The 15,669-nt window shown below is 69.0% G+C and carries 16 protein-coding genes; 8 read left to right on the forward strand and 8 right to left on the reverse strand.

Going from position 1 to position 15,669, the window contains the following annotated elements; all coding sequences use genetic code 11:
* The first annotated feature begins 10 nt into the window (after positions 1-10).
* A complete protein-coding gene (locus tag B5F84_RS03760) occupies positions 11-1,630 on the forward strand; it encodes a serine hydrolase domain-containing protein (RefSeq protein WP_087320992.1) in 1,620 nt (539 codons plus the stop codon).
* Here the strand turns inward: B5F84_RS03760 and B5F84_RS03765 are convergent.
* The 6 genes from B5F84_RS03765 to sufC are packed head-to-tail and all read right to left on the reverse strand — an operon-like array spanning position 1,565 to position 6,978.
* Positions 1,565-2,005 (reverse strand): Rrf2 family transcriptional regulator, encoded by a 441-nt coding sequence (locus B5F84_RS03765; RefSeq protein WP_087320995.1) that lies wholly within the window; start codon positions 2,003-2,005, stop codon positions 1,565-1,567. The two genes, B5F84_RS03760 and B5F84_RS03765, sit on opposite strands and share 66 nt — an antisense overlap.
* Before the next feature lie 51 nt (positions 2,006-2,056).
* Complete coding sequence (sufU, locus tag B5F84_RS03770; protein ID WP_087320999.1) at positions 2,057-2,491, reverse strand: Fe-S cluster assembly sulfur transfer protein SufU; 435 nt, start codon at positions 2,489-2,491, stop codon at positions 2,057-2,059.
* Entirely contained in the window at positions 2,478-3,713 is a 1,236-nt protein-coding gene (locus B5F84_RS03775) for a SufS family cysteine desulfurase (RefSeq protein WP_087321002.1), read from the reverse strand. Before B5F84_RS03775 ends, sufU begins: the two co-directional genes overlap by 14 nt.
* Positions 3,714-3,716: 3 nt before the next feature.
* On the reverse strand, positions 3,717-4,775 hold the full coding sequence (locus B5F84_RS03780) for a SufD family Fe-S cluster assembly protein (RefSeq protein WP_087321254.1): 1,059 nt from the start codon (positions 4,773-4,775) through the stop codon (positions 3,717-3,719).
* A complete protein-coding gene (gene sufB / locus B5F84_RS03785; RefSeq protein ID WP_087225932.1) occupies positions 4,775-6,196 on the reverse strand; it encodes a Fe-S cluster assembly protein SufB in 1,422 nt (473 codons plus the stop codon). Before sufB ends, B5F84_RS03780 begins: the two co-directional genes overlap by 1 nt.
* Positions 6,193-6,978 carry a Fe-S cluster assembly ATPase SufC gene (sufC, locus tag B5F84_RS03790; RefSeq protein WP_087225935.1) on the reverse strand — a complete coding sequence of 262 codons (786 nt, stop codon included), beginning with the start codon at positions 6,976-6,978 and terminating at the stop codon, positions 6,193-6,195. The genes sufB and sufC overlap by 4 nt, the downstream gene beginning before the upstream one ends.
* Before the next feature lie 253 nt (positions 6,979-7,231).
* Between sufC and B5F84_RS03795 the strand changes: the two genes are divergently transcribed.
* The 5 genes from B5F84_RS03795 to B5F84_RS03815 all read left to right on the forward strand — a co-directional run bounded on the left by B5F84_RS03795 (position 7,232) and on the right by B5F84_RS03815 (position 13,441).
* Positions 7,232-8,203 carry a bile acid:sodium symporter gene (locus B5F84_RS03795; RefSeq protein WP_087321005.1) on the forward strand — a complete coding sequence of 324 codons (972 nt, stop codon included), beginning with the start codon at positions 7,232-7,234 and terminating at the stop codon, positions 8,201-8,203.
* Between the two features lie 515 nt (positions 8,204-8,718).
* Positions 8,719-9,036 (forward strand): Asp-tRNA(Asn)/Glu-tRNA(Gln) amidotransferase subunit GatC, encoded by a 318-nt coding sequence (gene gatC / locus B5F84_RS03800; RefSeq protein ID WP_087321008.1) that lies wholly within the window; start codon positions 8,719-8,721, stop codon positions 9,034-9,036.
* Positions 9,036-10,541 carry an Asp-tRNA(Asn)/Glu-tRNA(Gln) amidotransferase subunit GatA gene (gene gatA, locus B5F84_RS03805; RefSeq protein ID WP_087321011.1) on the forward strand — a complete coding sequence of 502 codons (1,506 nt, stop codon included), beginning with the start codon at positions 9,036-9,038 and terminating at the stop codon, positions 10,539-10,541. The genes gatC and gatA overlap by 1 nt, the downstream gene beginning before the upstream one ends.
* The gene (gatB, locus tag B5F84_RS03810; protein WP_087321014.1) at positions 10,538-12,061 is read left to right on the forward strand and encodes an Asp-tRNA(Asn)/Glu-tRNA(Gln) amidotransferase subunit GatB; all 1,524 of its coding nucleotides are present in this window, start codon (positions 10,538-10,540) and stop codon (positions 12,059-12,061) included. The genes gatA and gatB overlap by 4 nt, the downstream gene beginning before the upstream one ends.
* Positions 12,062-12,496: 435 nt before the next feature.
* Entirely contained in the window at positions 12,497-13,441 is a 945-nt protein-coding gene (locus B5F84_RS03815; RefSeq protein ID WP_239378235.1) for a YitT family protein, read from the forward strand.
* Here B5F84_RS03815 and B5F84_RS03820 read toward each other — a convergent pair.
* Entirely contained in the window at positions 13,438-14,019 is a 582-nt protein-coding gene (locus B5F84_RS03820; protein WP_239378237.1) for a hypothetical protein, read from the reverse strand. The genes B5F84_RS03815 and B5F84_RS03820 overlap by 4 nt on opposite strands.
* 191 nt (positions 14,020-14,210) lie before the next feature.
* Between B5F84_RS03820 and B5F84_RS03825 the strand changes: the two genes are divergently transcribed.
* Positions 14,211-14,498: a type II toxin-antitoxin system Phd/YefM family antitoxin gene (locus B5F84_RS03825; protein ID WP_087321019.1), complete on the forward strand. Its 288-nt coding sequence runs from the start codon at positions 14,211-14,213 to the stop codon at positions 14,496-14,498.
* Positions 14,491-14,910: a PIN domain-containing protein gene (locus tag B5F84_RS03830; protein ID WP_087321022.1), complete on the forward strand. Its 420-nt coding sequence runs from the start codon at positions 14,491-14,493 to the stop codon at positions 14,908-14,910. The genes B5F84_RS03825 and B5F84_RS03830 overlap by 8 nt, the downstream gene beginning before the upstream one ends.
* 41 nt (positions 14,911-14,951) lie before the next feature.
* On the opposite strand, the gene B5F84_RS03835 is transcribed toward B5F84_RS03830, so the two are convergent.
* The gene (locus tag B5F84_RS03835; RefSeq protein WP_087321025.1) at positions 14,952-15,605 is read right to left on the reverse strand and encodes a helix-turn-helix transcriptional regulator; all 654 of its coding nucleotides are present in this window, start codon (positions 15,603-15,605) and stop codon (positions 14,952-14,954) included.
* Between the last annotated feature and the right edge of the window lie 64 nt (positions 15,606-15,669).

Genomic DNA, 15,669 nt, shown 5'->3' on the forward strand with positions numbered 1-15,669 from the left:
GCATGGTCGCATGAGGGGTCGGGGACGGCTGCTCGCGGCGGGCGTCGTGGCCGCCGCGCTTCTGGCGGCGTGCGCGCTCGGCGCCCCGGCGCCCGCGCGGGCCGACGAGGCGCTGCTGCCCGGACCCGACGACGTCGGCGACCCGGGCCTCTCCGAGGAGGAGGTCGCCCAAATCGCCGCACCCGAGCTCGACCCCACCGACGAGGGCGCGGCGCTGCCGGGCGACGAGCCCGTGGGCGCCGAGCTCGCGTCGCGGCTCGACGCGTTTCTCGACGAGGCCTTCCCCGCCTGCGGGATGCCGGGCGCCGCGGTTGCCGTGGTGGATGCGGGCGGCGTGCGCTACCTGCGCTGCCTGGGGGACGTGACGAGCGAGGACCAGACGTTCGTGGTGGGCTCGCTCTCCAAGTCCATGACGGCCGTGGCCGTGATGCAGCTCGTCGAGGAGGGGCTCGTCGACCTTGACGGGCCCGCGTGCGCCTACGCCCCGGAGACGGGCGTCCCCGCCGCGGTGACGGTGCGCGACCTGCTCAACCAGACGAGCGGCTTTGGGTACTTCGAGCCGCTCGCGGGGGCGTCCGTGGGCGAGAGCGCCGGGTCCTTCTCGTACGCCAACGCCAACTACGACCTTCTGGGCCGCATCGTGGAGGACGTGAGCGGGCTGGGCCTCGGGACGTACCTGCGCGAGCGCGTCTTCTCGCCGTTGGGGATGGACGACGCCTCGGCGGGCGACGAGCCCGAGCGGGCGCCCCGGGCCGAGGGGCACCGCTCGTGGTTCGGCGCGTGGGTGGCGGACGGCTTCGAGCACGGGGAGGGGGATGACGCCTGGGGCGGCCCGGCCTCCGGCTACGTCCGCGCGAGCGTCTCGGACATGGTGGCGTACCTGCGGATGTATCTCAACAGCGGGTGCGCGGCGCCCGGCGGGGCGCGCGTGCTCTCGGCGGGCTCCGTCCACCGGATGGTCTTCTCGCGCGTGCCCGACCCTGCGGGCGACACCTACTACGGCATGGGCTGGACCACCTACTCCTGGGACGACGGTGAGCTCGTGATGTCGCACGACGGGCAGGTGGAGAACTACGTGGCGCGCATGTGCGCGATTCCCGGGCGCGACCTCGGGGTCGTGGTGCTGGCGGACGGCAACGACGAGTTCGGCGGCAACGAGGCGTTCTTCTCGCTGGCGGACGGGGTGACGGCCATCGCCGTGGGCGGGCGCGCGGACCCCGCGGACGTGGTGCCGCCGCTGGGGGAGCACGTGCGCTACGACGCGCTCTACGCGCTGGCCGTGCTGCTCTGCGCGCTGCCGCTCGCGTGGGGCGCGCTGCGGCGGCGCCTTGGCTGCCGTCGCGGCCGTCGGGCGCTCCCGGCCCTGCTCCTGCATCTGGCGGTGCCCGTCTACCTGCTGGGCGTGCCGCCGCTTCTCACGGGCATGCGCTGGCGCGACTTTGCGGCCTTCTACCCGGACCAGGCGCTCGTCCTTCTCTCCTGCGTCGTCCTTCTCCTTGCGGGAGGGCTCGTCGGCCTTTCCGGGAACGCTTGCCGGAGTGGGGCGCAGGGCGCTGCGGCGCCGCTAGATCGGCTTGGCGGTGCAGGGGCCCGCGTCGTCGGGGCGCACGAGGTCGGCGAGGGTCTTTGAGTCGAGGTAGGAGGACGTCACGCGGCCGAGGTCGCGCCAGACGCCCACGGTGGTGCAGGTGTCGCGCTGGGGGCAGAGCTCGTCGCTCCTGCAGTCGAGGCAGCTCACGGGCGCGAGCGACCCCTCCGCGGCGCGCAGGAGCTCGCCCAAGGTGTAGTCCTCCGGCCTGCGCGTGAGCTGGTAGCCGCCGCCCTTGCCGCGCTGGCTGCGCACGTAGCCGGCCTTGTGCATGAGCGAGATGACCTGCTCCAGGTACTTGCGCGAGATCCCCTGTCGGCGCGAGACGTCGCCAAGCGAGACCCAGCCCTCGTGGCTCGCGAGGTCCGCCATCGCGCGCAGCGCGTACATCCCCTTGGTCGAGAACATCCCAGCCATCTCGTCACCTCCCCGTGCAAAGGGGACAGGCACTTTTGCACGCCGCACGCATCACTGCCGGGCCTCGAGCATCTCGTCGAGCGTGCGCCAGGCGAGCTCGGCGCACTTCACGCGCGCCGGCATGTGCGCGATGTCGCGCAGAAGCACGCCGTCCTCCAGCGCCTCGAGCGCGGCCTCGTCGGTCTCCTCGCCGCGCACCATGCGCATGAACAGGGCGCAGAGCTCGCGCGCCTCCTCGGGCGTCTTGTCGATCATGAGGTCGCTCATGATGTCGGCGCTCGCCTGCGAGATGGCGCAGCCGTGTCCGGTGAACGCCGCCTCCTCGATGGTGCCGTCGTCGGCGAAGCGCACCGAGAACGTGAGCTCGTCGCCGCAGGAGGGGTTCACGCCCTCGTGGCTGCAGTCGGCGTCCTCCATCTGGTACTTGTAGTCGGGGTGCGAGACGTGGTCCATGAAGGCCGCGTTGTAGAGGTCAGTCACTGCCATGGAAGATCCCCCAGACCTGGCTCAGGCCGTCGACGAGGCGGTCCACGTCGGCGGCGTCGTTGTAGAACGCGAGGCTCGCGCGGCAGCACGCGAGGTTCTCCACGCCGAGCCACGCGAGCAGCGGCTGCGCGCAGTGGTGGCCTGCGCGGATGCACACGCCGGAGGCGTCGAGGATGCTCGCCACGTCGTGCGGGTGGACGCCGCGCACGTTGAAGCTGATGACGCCGTGGTGACGGGCGGGGTCGGCGCTGCCGATAAGATCGACGAAGTCCAGATCCGCCAGGCGCTCGAACGCATAGGCCACGAGTGCCGCCTCGCGCTCGGCCACGGCGTCCATGCCCACGGTCTCGGTGAGGTAGGCGAGCGCGGTGCCGGTGGCGTAGATGCCGGCGGCGTCCTGCGTGCCGGCCTCGAACTTCTCGGGCACGGGCGCCCACGTGGCGTCCTGCTCGCGCACGGAGTCGATCATCTCGCCGCCGGTGAGCATCGGCGGCATCTGGTCGAGAAGGTCGTGGCGCCCCCAGAGCACGCCCACGCCCATCGGGCCGAGCGCCTTGTGGCCGGAGAACGCGAGGAAGTCCGCACCCAGCTCGTCCACGTTGACGCGCAGATGGGGCACGGACTGCGCGGCGTCCACGACCATGATGGCGCCCACGGCGTGTGCGGCGTCCGCCAGCTTGCGAACGGGCAGCTCGCAGCCCATGACGTTGGAGACGTGCGCGCAGGAGACGATCTTGGTGCGCGGCCCGATCTTCTCGGCGATCTCTGCGTCCGTGAGCGTGCCGTCGGACTCGGGGTAGAGGTAGACGAGACGCGCGCCGGCGGCGCGGCAGGCCTCCTGCCAGGGAATCAGGTTGGAGTGGTGCTCCATGATCGTGATGGCCACCTCGTCGCCGGGGCCCAGGACGCAGGGCGAGAAGGACTTGGCCACGAGGTTCAGGCTCTCGCTCGTGTTGCGCGTGAAGACCACATCGCGCGCGTCGGGCGCGCCGATGAGGGCGGCGACCTGCGCGCGGACGTCAGCGATGGCCGCGGTGGCCGCCACGGAGAGGCTGTAGAGGCCGCGCAGCGGGTTGGCGTTCATGGTCTCGTAGAAGCGGCGCTGGGCGTCGAGCGCGCAGGCCGGGCGCTGCGCGGTGGCCGCGCTGTCGAGAAACGCGATCTCGGGGTGGGCGGCCAGCAGCGGGAAGTCCGCGCGATACGGGTTCTGACGGATGTCCATCGCCTACGCCTCCTCGTCGAGCAGGGTGCCGGCGCCCGCCTCCACGACGGCGCGGGCCTCGTCGCAAGGGGCGTGCATGAGGGCGTCCTCATAGAGGGCGCGCACGAAGAGTCGCTCGGCGTCTGCGCGGGAGAGGCCGCGGTCGGCGAGGTAGGCCAGCTGCTCGGGGCTCACGGAGCCGATTGTGGCGCCATGGTTGCCGGCGACGTCGTCCTCGTCGCAGAGGATCGTGGGCAGCGTCTTGTTGACCACGTCATCGCCCAGCACGAGCACGGTCTCTGCCTCGTTGCCCTGCGCGCCCTTGGCGCCGTGGATAAGGTCGATCGTGGTGCGCAGGTCCTTGCGCGCGGCGTCCTCGAGCACGCCGTTGTAGGAGAGCTCGGAGCGCGTCCTGCGGCCGTGCTGGCGCACGATCTCGTTGATGTCCAGGACCTCCGTGCCGCCGGCGTGGTAGCGGCAGCCCAGATCCACACGGGCGTGGTCGCCGGCGAGGTCGCAGGCAAAGCCCAGCGCGACGGTCCCGCCGCCGAGCAGGTACTGGCGCACGTCCACGCGGGCGTCGCGAGCCGCGGAGATGCCCACGCTCTCGAGGTGCTGCTGGCCCGCGCCCACGCCCACGTACTCGTGCAGGTGGACGCGCGCGCCGGCCTCGGCGATGATGCGCACGAGGGACGCGGACGTGCCGGCCTCGCCGTCCTTCTCGCCTGCGTCCGCGGCCACGACGATGGTGGCCTCGGCGCCCGCGCGGACCAGGACGCCGGTGTCGGCGACGTCGCCCGAGCCCACGGCAACCACGATCGGCTCCTCGCGCTTCTCGCCGCGCGGGACCTCCACGTAGCGCGCGTCCTTCGCCTGGGACTCCACCCAGTCGGTGACCTCGCGGCCCATCCCGCACTCCACGCCCTCGAAGAGGCGCGGCAGCGAGAAGTACACGTCGCCCTTGCGGCCGCGCGCGGGCACCGTGAGCGTGATGTCGTTCGTGCGCAGGCGGTTCCACGTCTGCGCGGGGGCAACGTTGACGCGCTCGAGGGTGAGCTCGGGCGCCAGGTCCTTCTCGGCCATCATCCGATCGCCCCTTCCATCTCGAGCTTGATGAGGTTGTTCATCTCCACGGCGTACTCCATCGGGAGCTCCTTGGAGACGGGGTTGGCAAAGCCATTGACCACGAGCGTGCGCGCCTCGGCCTCGGAGCAGCCGCGGCTCATGAGGTAGAGCACCGTGTCGTCCGAGATGCGGCCGATCGTGGCCTCGTGACCTACCTGCGCGGTGGCGTTGCGCACGTCCATCGCGGGGATCGTGTCGGAGCGGGAGATGTCGTCGAGCATGAGGCTCTGGCAGCTCACGCTGCAGCGTGCGCGGTCCGCGTGCCGGCCGATCACCACGGAGCTGCGGAACGTGTTCACGCCGCCGTCCTTGGAGATGGACTTCGTGCTCACGGACGCCGTGGTGTCCGCGCCGTTCATGATCACCTTGCAGCCGGTGTCCAGGTCCTGAGTGGCGCCGGCGAACGTGATGCCGGTGAACTCGCAGGTGCCGCGGTCGCCCGCCATGATCGTGGTGGGGTAGAGGTAGCTCACGTGGCTGCCAAAGCTGCCGGAGACCCACTCCATCTTGGCGTCGGCACCGATGGTGGCGCGCTTGGTGTTGAGGTTGTACATGTTCTTGGACCAGTTCTCGATCGTGGAGTAGCGCAGGCGCGCGCCGTCCTTCACGAAGAGCTCCACAGCACCGGCGTGGAGGTTGGCCTCGTAGTACTTGGGTGCGGAGCAGCCCTCGATGAAGTGCAGGTCGGCGCCCGGCTCCACGATGATGAGCGTGTGCTCAAACTGGCCCGCGCCGGCGGCGTTGAGGCGGAAGTAGCTCTGCAGCGGGTAGGGCAGCGTCACGCCGGCGGGCACGTAGACGAAGGAGCCGCCGCTCCATACGGCGTAGTGCAGCGCCGCGAACTTGTGGTCGGTGGGCGGAATCAGCGTGCCAAAGTACTCGTGCACCACCGGCTCCCACTGGGGGTCGTGGAGGGCGTCCTCGATCGTGGTGTAGATGACGCCCTGCTCGGCCACCTCCTCGCGCATGTTGTGGTAGACGATCTCCGAGTCGTACTGGGCGCCCACGCCGGCGAGGCTCTCGCGCTCGGCCTCGGGGATGCCCAGGCGCTCGAAGGTGTCCTTGATGTCTGCGGGCACGTCGTCCCAGCTCTTGGCCTGCTTGGTCTTGGGCGAGACGTACGTGGAGATGTGGTCCAGGTCCAGGCCTTCGATGCTCGGGCCCCAGTTGGGCGCCATCTCGCGCGCGTGGTAGAGGTCGAGTGCGCGCAGGCGCATCTCGAGCATCCACTCCGGCTCGTCCTTCTTGGCGGAGATCGCGCGGACGATCTCGGGCGTCAGGCCGTCGTCGTAGCGCTCGTAGCCCTCCTCCGACTTGGTGAAGTCGTAGAGGGAGCGATCGACGTCGGCGACCTGCGTGCGCTTGCGCTCGTCGCTCACTCGGCATCACCGACCATGGGACAGCCGCCGCAGTCCTCGCACTTCTCGAAGCGCTCGAAGCCGTTCCTGTCGATGTCGGCGATGAGCTCCGCCGGGCCCTCGGCCACCATGCGGCCGTGGACCATGACGTGGGTGCGGTCGACCTCGAGGCGCTCGAGGATGCGCGTGTTGTGCGTGATCACGATCAGCGCGCCGCCCACCTGCTCGCGATAGGCCTGGATGCCACGGGAGACGATGCCCAGGGCGTCCACGTCCAGGCCCGAGTCGGTCTCGTCGAGGATGGCCAGCTTGGGCTGGAGCAGCAGCAGCTGCAGCATCTCGATCTTCTTCTTCTCGCCGCCGGAGAAGCCCACGTTGAGCTCGCGCATGAGGAAGCCCTGGTCGAGCTCCAGCTGGTCGGCGATGGCGCCCACGCGCTCGCGGAACTTGCGCGCGGTGGTCTTGAGCTCCGGGCGCATCTGGCAGATCGAGCGCAGGAAGCTGTAGAGCGGCACGCCGGGCACCTCGACGGGCGCCTGGTAGGAGAGGAAGATGCCGGCAAGCGAGCGCTTGTCGGCCGAGAGCTCGGTGACGTCGGCGCCGTCGAACTCGATGCTGCCGGAGGTCACGCGGTAGGCGGGGTCGCCCATGATGACGTGGCCGAGCGTGGACTTGCCGGCGCCGTTGGGGCCCATGAGGACGTGGCACTCGCCGGCGCCCACGGCCAGGTCGACGCCGTGCAGGATGGGCTTGTCCTCGGTTCCCGCCGAGAGGTTGCTCACGGTGAGCAGCTGGGTGGCCATGGTGGTCTGCCTTTCTCCTCGCGGGCCCGCGGGCGCCGCGTCTTTTTTGCCTAATTCATAGTAATGAGTGGGGAATTAAAGGCAAGGCCTCAGCCGAGAAAAACGTGGCTTCGCAACAATTCCTACTAGCTTGGGGGCATTTCAGGCGGCCCGCGGGCGCGCCCCTTTGCGGCCGCGTTACGGCTGCGGGACGCCCCACGGCCGAGAAGTACCATGTGCGCGGGCGCTCGACGCAAGGGAGGTGGTTCTCGGGATGGACGCGTGGAAGCGGCTCGGCGGCTTCATCGGGAGCCACATGGCGTTCGTCTCGCCTGTATGCGTGGCGCTCGGCGTGCTGTTTCCGCAGGTCGACGTCATCCTCCACCCGTTCGTGACGCCCTTCTTCGCGTTCATGACGTTCCAGAGCGCGCTCTCCAACACCTTTGGCAACCTCGCGCGGACGGCGCGCCACCCGGCGCCGATGCTCGTCTCTCTGGTGCTGGCCACGGTCGCCATGCCCGTCGTGGCGTGCGCGCTCGCAACGGCGCTCTTTGGCTCCGACCCCAACCTCGTGTGCGGCATCGTGCTCGAGTACTGCGTGCCCGTGGCGGTGGTCGCCGCCATGTGGACCAACATGCTCGGCGGCGACCCGGCGCTCTCGCTCGCCACGATCCTCGTCTCCACGGTTGCCGCGCCCGTCACGATCCCGCTCACCCTGCATGTCCTTCTCGGCCAGACGGTCGAGGTCGACGCGGCGCGGATGATGGGGGAGATGGCGGTCTCGATCGCGCTGCCGGCGCTTGTGGGCACGGCGGCGAACGACCTCTCGCGCGGGTGGGCGGCGCGCGAGCTCTCTCCGGCCATCGCCCCGGCTGCCAAGATCGCGCTCGTGCTGGTGATCCTGAGCAACTCCACCGGCGTGGCGCCCTACGTGCGCCACCTCACGCCGACGCTCGTCGCGGTGGCGATCTTCATTGCCGCGTTCGCGTCGTGCGGCTACGCGCTCGGGCTTCTCGCCGCGCGAGCGCTGCGCTGCCCGGACGACCAGACGGCCTCGATGACCTTCCTCGTGGGGATGCGCAACATCTCGGCCGGCGCCGTGATCGCGGGGGAGTACTTCCCCGGCGAAGTGATGTTCCCCGTGGTCATAGGGACGCTCTTCCAGCAGGTGCTCGCCTCGCTCTTTGGCAGCCTGCTGCGGCGGCTGCGGCGCGCCGGGCGCGCGGGGGACGGGCACGGGGCCTAGTGGTGGCGGTACATCCGCGGGCGCGGCTTGCCGTCGTCGAGGATGACCGCGAGTCCGGCGATGACGACCAGCGCGATGAAGATGAGCTTCTTCATGGTGACCTCCCTCGTGGTTGCTGGGTCAATCCTCGCAGGGGCGCGCCCGCGGAGCCATCGACGCGCCTTACTGCCGGCTTTCACTTTCGTAAGGTTGAGGCGCGGCGGGTGCGGGATTCGTTGCCTCACCCCCTCCTCATCGCTCATCGAGTGTACGAGTTAGCCGATTTTCTCGTGAATATATGAGCATATGGACATGTATTATCTGCTGAAACATACGTACCGATGACGATTCTTGCTCGTGGTTGGCGGGTAACTCGTACACTCGGCGAAAGCGTGGGGCAAGGCGGCGGGTGAGAAGGGCCACGGGGCGAGAAGGGCCGCGACGCCCTGTTTCGGAGGGGATACGGCCGACCCGCCGCGCGGGTGCTCCGTCCGCGCCCTGTCGTAGAATGGGGCGCAGCCAAGATAGGAGGACCCATGCCCCTTACCAGAGAAGACGTCGCGGGCATCGCGGACTACGCGCGGATCGCGCTCACGCCCGAGGAGCTCGACGAGATGACCGCGTACATGAACGATGCCATCGACCTGCTCGAGCCCATCCGTCAGTACGACCTCGAGGGCGTCGAGCCCACGTTCCACCCCATCGGCGACCTCTCCAACGTGATGGCCGACGACGTGCCGGACACCGAGGTGCGCCACCTGAGCGTGGACGTGGCGCTCAGGAACGCCGGCGCGTCCCGCGACCGCAGCTTCCGCGTGCCGTCCATCCTCGGCGACCAGGGGGGTGACCGCTGATGGCCAACTTCGACCAGCTCTCCGCGCGTGAGATCGCGGCGGGCGTCGCAAACGGCGACTTCACCGCGACCGAGGTGGCCCGGGCGGCGCTTGACGCCGTGGAGGCCCGCGACGGCGAGGTCAAGGCGTTCCTGCAGGTCTCCGCTGACCTCGCGCTCGCGGCGGCCGAGAAGACCGACAAGGCCCGCGCGGCGGGCGAGAAGCTCGGTCCTCTCGCCGGCGTTCCCGTTGCCTTCAAGGACAACATGCACCTCGTGGGCACCCGCACCACCTGTGCCTCCAAGATGCTCGCCAACTACGAGTCCACGTTCACGGCCACCTGCGTCCAGCGCATGCTCGACGCCGGCGCCACGCCCGTGGGCAAGACCAACATGGACGAGTTCGCCTTTGGCAGCTCCACCGAGTCCTCGGCCTTCCACCCCACGGCCAACCCCTGGGACACCGCGCGCGTCCCGGGCGGCTCCTCGGGCGGCTCCGCTGCGGCCGTCGCCGCCGGCGAGGTCACGGTCTCCCTGGGCTCGGACACCGGCGGCTCCATCCGTCAGCCGGCCTCGCTCTGCGGCGTCGTGGGCCTCAAGCCCACCTACGGCGCGGTCAGCCGCTATGGCGTCGTGGCCTTTGGCTCCTCGCTCGACCAGGTGGGCCCCTTCGGCCGCCGCGTCGAGGACGTGGCCCTGGCCATGAACGCGCTCACCGCCGGTGGTCGCGATCCGTGGGACTCTACGAGCCAGCCGGTCGCCACCGATTTTCTCGCCCACCTGGACGACCCCATCGAGGGGCGCCGCGTGGGCATCGTGCCCGCCCTCATGGAGGCCGCCGGCCTCACGCAGGAGGTCTGCGACGCCGTCACCGCTGCCGGCCAGGCCCTCGCCGACCAGGGCGCCGAGCTCGTGGAGGTGGACCTTCCCAACATCGCCTCCGCCATCGCGGCCTACTACGTGATCGCGCCGTGCGAGGCCTTCTCCAACCTCGCGCGCTTCGACGGCGTACGCTACGGCTACCAGGAGCCCGGCCAGGCCACGCTTGCCGAGCAGACCTCGCTCTCCCGTGCGCACGGCTTTGGCGAGGAGGCCAAGCGCCGCCAGATGCTGGGCGCCTACCTCCTCTCCAGCGGCACCTACGACAAGTACTACTACCCGGCGCAGCAGGTCCGCACCCTCATCACGGCCGACTACGCCCGCGCCTACGAGCAGTGCGACGTCATCCTCATGCCGGCCGCGCCGCGCACGGCGTTCAAGTTCGGCGAGCTCAGCGACCCCACGCAGATGTACGCCTCCGACCTGTTCACGATCTCCAACAACATCGTCGGCAACGGCGGCGTCTCCGTGCCGCTGGGCCTGGGCGCGCAGAGCGGCCTGCCCGTCTCCGCGCAGCTCCAGGGCCCGGCCTTCGCCGACGCCACGCTGCTCACGTTTGCGCGCGCGATCGAGCGGTCCTTCTCGCCGTCCGACTCCGGGGCCCCCGTCGCGCCCGCGTTTGCCGGGAAGGGGGGTGAGCTCGCATGAAGAAGCTCGCCGAGGTCCTGCGCGACTGGGAGGCCGTGATCGGCCTCGAGGTCCACACCGAGCTCACCACGCTCGAGACCAAGATGTTCTGCAACTGCCGCCTCAGCCACGACGACGAGCCCAACACCAACGTCTGCCCCGTCTGCCTGGGCATGCCGGGGGCGCTGCCCGTCCCCAACGAGAAGGCCATCGAGTCGATCGTCATGGCGGGCCTGGCCACCAACTGCGAGATCCAGCGCCACTCCATGTTCTACCGGAAGCACTACTTCTACCCGGACATGGCCAAGAACTTCCAGACCACGCAGGGCCCCGTGGCGTTCTGCATGCACGGCCACCTGGACCTTGAGGTCAGCGGCGCCGGCGCCAAGGAGCGCCCGGATTCCACGGTCGAGAAGAACGACGACGGCTCCTACGTGGCGCCCATCCGGATCCTGCGCATCCACATGGAGGAGGACGCCGCCAAGATGGTGCACGTGGGCGGCGAGGAGGGCCGCATCACCGCGGCCACCGAGTCCCTCATCGACTACAACCGCTGCGGCACGCCGCTCATCGAGCTCGTCACCGAGCCCGACCTGCGCACGCCCGAGGAGGCGCGCCTCTTCATGGAGAAGCTGCGCCAGACGTTCCTCACGCTCGGCATTTCCGACTGCTCGCTCGAGAGCGGCTCGATGCGCTGCGACGGCAACATCTCGCTGCGCCGCCGCGGCACCACGGAGTTTGGCACCAAGACCGAGATGAAGAACATCAACTCCTTCAAGAGCCTGCACGACGCGCTGGAGTACGAGATCTGCCGCCAGGCCGAGGTGCTCGAGGAGGGTGGCATCGTCTACCAGGAGACGCGCCACTGGGAGCCGAGCCGGCGGCGCACCGTGGTCATGCGCGTCAAGGAGACCGCTGACGACTACCGCCTCTTCCCGGACCCGGACCTCGCGCCCTTCGACCTCACGGACGAGTTCATCGACCGCTGCCGCACGCGCATCCCGGAGCTGCCGGACGCCAAGCGCGACCGCTACATGGCCGACTTTGGCCTCAAGCGCGCGGACGCCGCCCAGCTCGCGGGCGACCCGACGGTCGCGGCCTTCTTCGAGGAGGCGCTCGCTGCGGCGGGCGCGGGCGAGAAGAACGTCAAGGCTGTGGAGACCGTGGCCAAGGTCATGGTGAACCTCGTCCCCAGCTACGACGCCCTCACGCCGGCGCAGGTCGCGAGCCTCTCGGGGCTTCTCGCCGAAGACGCGATCACGTTTGCGCAGGCACGCGAGGTGCTCGACGCCGTCAACGGCACCGGCGAGGACCCGGCCGCCTACGTGGACGCCCACGGGATGCGCCAGTCCACGGACACGGACGCGCTCGGCGCCATCGTGGACGAGGTGCTCGGCCGCTGTACCGACCAGGTCCAGCAGTACCGCGACGGCAACAAGAAGGTGCTCGGGTTCCTTGTGGGCCAGTGCATGAAGGCGGCCAAGGGCTCCGGCAACCCAAAGGCGTTCAACAAGATGCTCGCCGAGAAGCTCGAGGGGTAGACGCACCGGGAAACGGCGGCGCCCCACTTGGCACGCAGGACTGCGCTACGCGGAAGATCCTGCGTCGCCAAGTGGGGCGCCGCCGTTTCCCGGTGCGGCCTCTCGTTCGTCGCAAGGCGAACCGCCGGGATATGAGGTGGGGCGGAGGTTTTTCTCGCGAGGGGGCTCTTGCTGTTCGTGTTTTGTGGGATGCATGCGCAATCCCGGTTTTCGGGTTTCTGAGAATGCGCGTTATTCAGTTTCATATTTTGAATACGTAACGCGAGGAAAAGGGTAAAAATGAACAGGAAAACGAGTTTACGCGTGAAAAAACTCAAACTACATAACGCGTAGCTCGCAGTTTCTGTAAAACGAGTTTGCGCGTCCATGCCGCAGCTGCGCCAACCTGCTAGACTGCCGTCTTCAGGGGGCAGGTTCGCAAGAGGGGAGCGTGCGGTGGACGAGCAGATGGAGGCGGCGGTGGAGCCGGTCTCTGAGGTCGTGACGGAGGACGAGGCGGCGCGCGGGCAGAGGCTCTCCAAGAGGCGCATGGCCTACAGCTTCCCGCAGTTCTTTGGCCTGCTCAACGTGGGCCTCATCCTCACCGCTGTGGCGCTCGTGCTCTTTAAGACGCCCAACAACCTGGCCTTTGGCGGCACCACGGGCTTTGCCATCCTGCTTGCGACGGTGTTTCCCGCGCTGCCCGTCTCCGTGTACATGTGGATCCTGAACGCCGTGCTCGTGGGTCTGGGCCTGCTCTTCCTGGACCGCAAGGCGGTGCTCTGGAGCGCCTTCGCGTCCTTTGCGCTCTCGGGCTACACATCTCTCTTCGAGTGGCTCTTCCCCGTGACGTCCTCCATCACCGGCGACCTCTGGCTCGACGTCTGCTTTGCGGTGCTGCTGCCGGCCGTGGGCTCGGCCATCGTATTTGACATCGGGGCCTCCACCGGCGGCACGGACATCCTGGCCATGATCTTGCGCAAGCGCACGGACCTGGAGATCGGCAAGGCGCTCTTTGCGGTGGACGTGGCCGTGGTCGTGGCGGCCATCGGGCTCTACGGGCCGCGCGTGGGCCTCTACTGCGTGCTCGCGCTCATCGGCAAGACCTTCGTGGTGGACGGCTTCATCGAGTCCATTCGCCAGCGCAAGGTCTGCCAGGTCATCTGCTCGCACCCGCGCGAGGTGGAGGAGTTCATCGTCAAGGCGCTCGGCCGCACGGCCACGGTCACGCAGGGCTGGGGCGCCTACTCCGGCCGCCGCGTGACCATCCTCACGAGCGTGCTCTCGCGCCGCGAGGCCATGAAGCTGCGGCTCTTTGTCCGCGCGACGGACCCGGGCGCCTTCATCACCATCACGAGCAGCTCCGAGATCATCGGCCGCGGCTTCCGTGGGGTCAACTAGCTGGCGCGGCGTCGGGCGAGAAGCGCCTGCGCGAGCGCGTACCCGCCGGAAAAGCCGCCGATGGCAAGGCCAAGTCCCGGGGTGAGCGTAAGCTCGAGCCCCGCGACCCCACGTCCCACGGCCCAGGGATTGCCCTGCGCGACCGAGCGGACCACAAGGTAGAGCTGCCAGTTCATGACCGAGCAGAGGATGAGGACCGCGATGACGTCGGCCGCCACGAGCGCGCCCGCCACCGCGAGCTGCCAGGTGCGGCCCGTGTCCCGGAGGCCGAGCGCCGCGAGAGTGATGGCGGTCACGCACACGGCCACGTGCCCGATGCTGAGCGCCCACAGCAGGGCGGCAAGGCTCCCGCCGGAGACGCTCTGCAGGAAGGCGACGACCTGCGCGACGCGCTCCCCGACGAGTGGCATGCTTTGCAGTGACTCCGAGGCGGTGAGCAGCGCGTCCGCCAGCCTGCCCGCCGAGAGCGGCATGGTTGCGAGCGGGAGCTCCACGCCCACGACGGCCACGGTCCCAAAGAGCGCCAGCGCGCCGGCGACGATGCCCAGCACGCCTGACAGGGTCCTTGCGTTGCGCATCCCCATCATCTCCCGCCGTTCTTCTCGCCCAAGGGGGGTGTTCCGACTCCCTTCCAACCTAGGTCCAAGGGGTGGGCGCGATGGCGAGAATGACGGTGAACTTATATCCCGCACACATTCGTGGGTCTCTGCGGTGTCCTCGTAATGTGGCCACAAAGGGGTATATTGTAGCTACGTTGAGGGAGGCTGACATGACGGAGCTTTCTGCGGTGGGCGTCCGTGAGGCGAAGAACCGATTCAGCGAGCTGACCGCACAGGTCAACGAGCTGGGGTCAACGCTTGTGGTGCTCAAGAACAACAGGCCATGGGTCACCATCCACCCGGCCGATCCCGAGGCGGCCAGCCGCCGCGCGCGCCTCGAGCGCTTTCATGCGCTCACTGCCTCCATCGAGCAGGACGTCTCGCGTGAGCCGGCTTGGGAGGCGGACAAGAGCGACCGCGAGCTGCTCGACGAGGAGAGGGTGAGGCGCTTTGGCTAGGGTCGTGCTCGACACCAACATCATCCTCGACTACCTCAGCGCGACGCGCGAGAGGCACCACGATGCCGTCGACCTGCTTGAGGTGCTGCTCTCCTCGGAGGACAAGACGCCCGTGATCCTTGCGGCCGGCATCAAGGACGCCTATTACATCCTGTGTCGCCACTATCACGACGAGGCGCTCGTGCGGTCGCGGTTGGACGACTTCCGCGCGCTGATGGAGGTGGCGGAGCTTACGGGTCCCGTCCTGGACGCGGCCCTCGCGTCGGACGAGCCGGACCTCGAGGACGGCATCGTCCGCGCGACGGCGGAGCTTCTGGGTGCCGAGGCGATCGTCACGCGTGACGCGTCGGCCTATCGTGGGTCGCGTGTCCCCAGCATGGATGCCCGCGCGTACTGCGCCGCGCTCGAGTAGCGCCGCGAAAGCGAGCCGAGGACGCGCCGAAAGCGCCCGACCTACGCGTCCTTCTCGCCGGAGCGTGCCTCGTCGAGGTAGCTGTAGAGGGTGTACTTGGAGATGCCGAAGTACTTGCAGACCTTGGGACCGCTCTTGGTGATGAGGAAGGCACCGGTGTCGTTGAGGTAGCGGATCGCGCGGACCTTCTCCTCCTTGGTCATGAGGGCCACGGGCGTGCCCACGAGCTGCACGCTCTGCTCGATGAGGTCGTCCAGGAGGTCGGCCACGCTGCGCACGATGGGCTCGGGCTCGTGCGGGGCGCTGGGCTCCGTGCCCACGAGCTCCCCGATGAGGTCCCCGGCGGCGCGCAGCACCGTGATGTCAAAGTTGAGGGCAAAGATTCCCACGGCCCGCCCGCGCTCGTCCCGGATGAAGACGGTCGAGGACTTGAGGGTCTTGCCGTCCGCGGTCTTGGTGAGGTAGGCGGGGCGGTCCTCGAGCGTGTGCTCGCCGGCGTGCAGGGCCTCGAGCACCACGTGGCTCGGGCCGTCGCCCACCTTGCGTCCCGTGACGTGGCCGTTCTCTATGGCCACGATCGAGTGGCTGGGGTCCTTCGTCTCGAGGTCGTGCACCACGACCTCGCAGCCGCTGCCAAACTGCAGGGCGAGCGCGTGGGCGAGGCGTCGGTAGAAGTCGAGCTGTGCCTCCTGCATGAGACCTCCTTGGAAGCGGGGCGTATGATAGCCATACTACCTGATTGGCCTGAAATCTGACTTT

Origin of the sequence: Olsenella sp. An290 (genome assembly GCF_002159535.1) — a bacterium.
In the GTDB taxonomy this organism is placed as follows: domain Bacteria; phylum Actinomycetota; class Coriobacteriia; order Coriobacteriales; family Atopobiaceae; genus Thermophilibacter.